Annotated in this window: 6 protein-coding genes; 4 read left to right on the forward strand and 2 right to left on the reverse strand. The window is 72.3% G+C overall.

Going from position 1 to position 4044, the window contains the following annotated elements; translation table 11 throughout:
• Window positions 1–144: 144 nt before the first annotated feature.
• Window positions 145–612, reverse strand: a complete 468-nt coding sequence (locus tag F8271_RS30270; RefSeq protein ID WP_151493211.1) for an SRPBCC family protein — start codon at window positions 610–612, stop codon at window positions 145–147.
• A 187-nt stretch (window positions 613–799) separates the two neighbouring features.
• On the opposite strand from F8271_RS30270, the gene F8271_RS30275 reads away from it, so the two are divergent.
• Together F8271_RS30275 and surE are read left to right on the forward strand one after the other, a co-directional pair.
• A complete protein-coding gene (locus tag F8271_RS30275; RefSeq protein WP_151493214.1) occupies window positions 800–1762 on the forward strand; it encodes a PfkB family carbohydrate kinase in 963 nt (320 codons plus the stop codon).
• Complete coding sequence (gene surE / locus F8271_RS30280) at window positions 1759–2586, forward strand: 5'/3'-nucleotidase SurE (RefSeq protein ID WP_151493212.1); 828 nt, start codon at window positions 1759–1761, stop codon at window positions 2584–2586. Before F8271_RS30275 ends, surE begins: the two co-directional genes overlap by 4 nt.
• Window positions 2587–2594: 8 nt before the next feature.
• Here surE and F8271_RS30285 read toward each other — a convergent pair whose 3' ends face one another.
• Window positions 2595–2957 (reverse strand): STAS domain-containing protein, encoded by a 363-nt coding sequence (locus F8271_RS30285; protein ID WP_130403378.1) that lies wholly within the window; start codon window positions 2955–2957, stop codon window positions 2595–2597.
• A 359-nt stretch (window positions 2958–3316) separates the two neighbouring features.
• On the opposite strand from F8271_RS30285, the gene F8271_RS32705 reads away from it, so the two are divergent.
• The gene (locus tag F8271_RS32705; RefSeq protein WP_192580526.1) at window positions 3317–3457 is read left to right on the forward strand and encodes a hypothetical protein; all 141 of its coding nucleotides are present in this window, start codon (window positions 3317–3319) and stop codon (window positions 3455–3457) included.
• Window positions 3458–3594: 137 nt separating this feature from the next.
• On the forward strand, window positions 3595–3993 hold the full coding sequence (locus tag F8271_RS30290) for a hypothetical protein (RefSeq protein ID WP_151493213.1): 399 nt from the start codon (window positions 3595–3597) through the stop codon (window positions 3991–3993).
• The last annotated feature ends 51 nt before the right edge of the window (window positions 3994–4044 follow it).

Here is a 4044-nt window from a genome sequence, read left to right on the forward strand (position 1 = left end):
CTGCCGCCCATGATCGCGCTACAACCAGGATGTAGTGGGCTCGGCGCCGCGGGATGCCACTACATCCAGGATCGAGCACGATCTTGCGAGACAGGGGACCGCCGGTCCGCCCCGCGCGGAGGCGCGGAGGCGCGGAGGCGCGGGTCAGGTGGCGGGCGGGGGGTTGCCGGCGCGGTCCAGGGCCGCGCCGAGGCGGCTGGCCAGGGCGAGGTGGGCTGCGCGGGCCTGGCGGAACGCGTACCGGAACAGCGGGGCCGGTGCGCTCAGGGTGATCTCCACGTCGACCCGGAGCAGTCCGTCCGGTTCGGCGCGCAGTCGGGTGTGGTTGCGCACGGTGGTGGCCGGCCGCTGCCGGGCCACCATGACGATCTCGTCCTCCTCGTTGATCAGCACGTCGGCCTGGTAGGTGGTCCGGAAGCGCAGCGGGCCGGCCTGCAACCGGTCGCTGATCGCGTAGCTGGCCAGGGCGCCGGAGCGTGGTGGCAGCCGTTGGACGCTGACGATCAGCGGATGCAGCTCACCCTGCCGGGTCAGGTCGCTGAGCAGGGCGGCCGCCTCGGCGGGGGCGCACCGGGCCTGAACGGTGTAGCTGAAGGTATCGCGCCTGAGCACACCGTCTCCTGCCGTCGCTGGTCGCACGATCGTCCCGTACACCGAACGGGCTGGCAACGCCCGGACGGACACCGGCCGATGCGTCGCGGTCCATCACTTGCCCCATTAGGGTCGGTTAGTGACGAATCACCGGGCGTGACGGAGAGGGTGGATTCATGAACGGTGCCGACCAGTGAGCGGGCACGTGATGGTCTTCGCGCCCACTCCGCAACTGACCGTGACCGTGGACCAGCCGAACGACCACACCGAACTGCACCTGCACCCCGGTGGGCAGGGCGTCTGGCAGGCCCGGATGGTGATGTCGCTGGGTGTCGACGTGGTGCTCTGCGCCGCGCTCGGCGGCGAGATCGGCCAGGTGTTGGAGCCGCTGCTGGTCAGCGAGGGGGTGGACCTCAAGGTGGTGGTCCGCGATTCCGGCAGCGGCGGATACGTCCACGACCGCCGGGGCGGATCGCGGCAGGAGGTCGCCGACGTGCCCGGGCAGCCGTTGAGCCGCCACGAGCTGGACGAGCTGTACAACCTGGCCCTGGGCGAGGGTCTGCGGGCGTCGGTGAGCATTCTGAGTGGACCCAACGAGCCGTGGCTCGTCCCGGCCGACCTGTACCGGCGCTTCGCCGCCGACCTCGGAGCCAACGGTGGCCAGGTCGTGGTCGACCTCTCCGGCGATCACCTCGGCGCGGTGCTGGACAGCGGGGTCTTCTTCCTCAAGGTGAGCCACGAGGAGCTGATCCGCGACGGCCGTGCCCGCAACGACGACCTCCCGGAGCTGACCCGGGCGATGTACGACCTGCACTCCGCCGGCGCCGAGACCGTGGTGGTCAGCCGCGCCGACCGGCCGGCGCTGGCGCTCATCGACGGGGAGCTGTTCGACGTGGAGATGCCTCGACTGGAGGCAGCCGACCCGCGCGGCGCGGGCGACTCGATGACCGCCGGGGTGGCCGCCGTCGTGGCGGGCGGTGGCGACATCCGGACCGCCATCCGCACCGGCGCCGCCGCCGGCGCGCTGAACGTGACCCGGCACGGCCTCGGCACCGGACGGCTGGACTCGATCACCGGCCTGGTGGACCGGGTCCGACTGGTGCCGGCCGACAGCCGACCACAGGAGCGCACCACCCCGGACGAGCTGGCCGACCGGGTGGTCGAGCGATGACACTGCGGGTCCTCGTCACCAACGACGACGGGATTGCCGCGCCGGGCATCCACGCACTGGCCCGGGCGGCGACCCAGCGAGGGCTGGACGTGGTGATCGCCGCGCCGTTGGAGGAGGCCAGCGGCACCAGCGCCGCGATGAGCGCGGTGGAGCGCGACGGGCGGGTCGTCGTGCACGACCATCCGCTGCCGGACCTCGACGGCGTGCCGGCGTACGGGGTTGGCGGCTCACCCGGGTTCATCACGCTGATCGCGCTGCACGGAGCGTTCGGCCCGCCGCCGTCGGTGGTGCTCTCCGGCATCAACCGGGGCGCCAACGCCGGTCGTGCCGTGCTGCACTCGGGCACGGTGGGTGCCGCGTTCACCGCCGCCACGAACGGCTGCCGGGCGATGGCCGTCTCACTGGACGTCCTCACCGCGGGCGAGGCCACGGCCGCCAGCGGGGGCGCCGCCGTGGACGCCGCCGCCTCGGTACGCGACAGCGAGCGGCACTGGAGCACCGCCGCGCGGGTCGCCCTCGACCTGCTCCCCCGGCTGACCTCCGCGCCGCTGGAAAGCATGCTCAACGTGAATGCCCCGGACCTGCCGCACGAACGCCTGCGTGGGGTACGGCGCGGCACGTTGGCCAGCTTCGGCCAGGTACAGATGACGGTGGCGGAGTCCGGGCACGGCTTCGTCCGTACCTCACTGGAGGAGCCGGGTCAGGCCGCGCAGCCCGGCACGGACGTGGCGTTGCTGGCAGCGGGGTACGCCTCGGTGACGGCCATCCGGGCCGTGACCGAGGCGACCGATGTCGACCTGACCGGCCTGGACGAGCTGGGTTGAGTGGGGGGTCAGGCGCCGGGGAGCACCTCAGGGGTGGCGGCGCCGGCGAAGTAGGGCTCCGGTGCGCCGAACAGGCCGAGCAGGCCCGTCACCCAGAGCTGCCGGTGCACGAACCGGCTCGGCTCGGTGACCACCAGCTTGACGCCACTGACCTCGGCGGTCTGGAAGCCGGCGACCATGGCGCTGATGCCGACGGAGTCGATGAAGGTGACCAGCCTCATGTTCAGCTCGATACGCAGCGGGCGGCCCTTGGCCAACACCTCTGCGATCGCCTCGCGCACCTCGTACGCGGTGTCGACGTCGATCTCACCTCGCGGGGCGATCTCTACCACACCACCGGACAAAACCGACTTCACGATCGACAGGCTCACGCGAGCACCTCCACCCGCCCGTCCCCCGGGCGCCTCATCAGTACGCGGGCCGCGACCGAGAGTATTCCTCCGACGGCCTCGGTCGCCACCCCTCGGGATGAGCAATTCGCGGATCCGGGCACATCTGGTCTCCCAGATCCAAAATTTTCGTTATTCGATCACTCGGCGGCCGGTCGGAGCCGGTGCCGCCGAACCAGGGTAGCGGTCCCGTTCCGTACCGCCCGACAACCCGCCGCCAGCGCCCTCCGCCCCGTGTCACCGGCGTGTCGCGCTCGTTGCGTCCACGTGGCACGGTCGCGGGGTTGTCGACGCCACCTAGCATCGACCCGGGACACCCACCGTGACGGAGAGGATCTTCAATGATCAAGAGACTGGCCGGCTTGGCCGGCGTCGGCGTACTGCTCGCCCTCGTACTGGCCTGCGGTTTCGGTGGCGGCGACGACGATGACGACGATGACGACGACTTCGCCCGCGGCGCGGCCGTGGTGACGGTGCGCTGAACCGTGCCCCGCGGCCCGGGCCGGGTTTGCGCCCGGTCCGGGTGGGGCACTGCGGGGTAGGCGAAACCGTGACGCGCTGAACAGACGCCGAAGTCCGAAGTGGCCGGCGGATTTCGGCACCCGAGGAGGTAACCACGATGTTCGGAACCAACCTGCTGGACCGCCGCAGCAAGCCGGAGCGGATCGCGGACCAGGCGTGGGAGCACCTGGTCTCCGCCGTCAGCTCCGCGGGGGACAGCGTCCGCGACACCGCCCGCTCGGCCCGTCGCAGCAGCGGCGACCTCGCCGACGGGGCCGGCGACCTGGTCGGATCGGCGGCCGAAGAGGCGCGGCGTCGGGCTTCGCTGGCCTTCGACGCGCTCGCCGGGCGTCAGCCGGCACTGCCCTGGACACTGCTGATCGGCGCCGCGCTCGTCGGCGCGGCGGTCGGCTGGGCCGTCGGCTCCGCCGCCCGGGCCGCCGGCAGCCGGGACGACCGCGCCGTCGAGGACGTGGAGTTCGTCGACGTCGACCGCCCCAGCTCCCCCGCAGTCTGAACACCCGAACCACCCGCACCCGAGGGGCCCCGCTCGACCGGTCGAGCGGGG

It is taken from the genome of Micromonospora sp. ALFpr18c (assembly GCF_008868155.1).
GTDB lineage: Bacteria > Actinomycetota > Actinomycetes > Mycobacteriales > Micromonosporaceae > Micromonospora.

Excerpts from the sequence above, each read along its gene's own strand:
- F8271_RS30290 (WP_151493213.1), top strand. The coding sequence starts at position 3,595 with ATGTTCGGAACCAACCTGCTGGACCGCCGCAGCAAGCCGGAGCGGATC.
- F8271_RS32705 (WP_192580526.1), top strand. The coding sequence starts at position 3,317 with ATGATCAAGAGACTGGCCGGCTTGGCCGGCGTCGGCGTACTGCTCGCC.
- F8271_RS30275 (WP_151493214.1), top strand. The coding sequence starts at position 800 with ATGGTCTTCGCGCCCACTCCGCAACTGACCGTGACCGTGGACCAGCCG.
- surE (WP_151493212.1), top strand. The coding sequence starts at position 1,759 with ATGACACTGCGGGTCCTCGTCACCAACGACGACGGGATTGCCGCGCCG.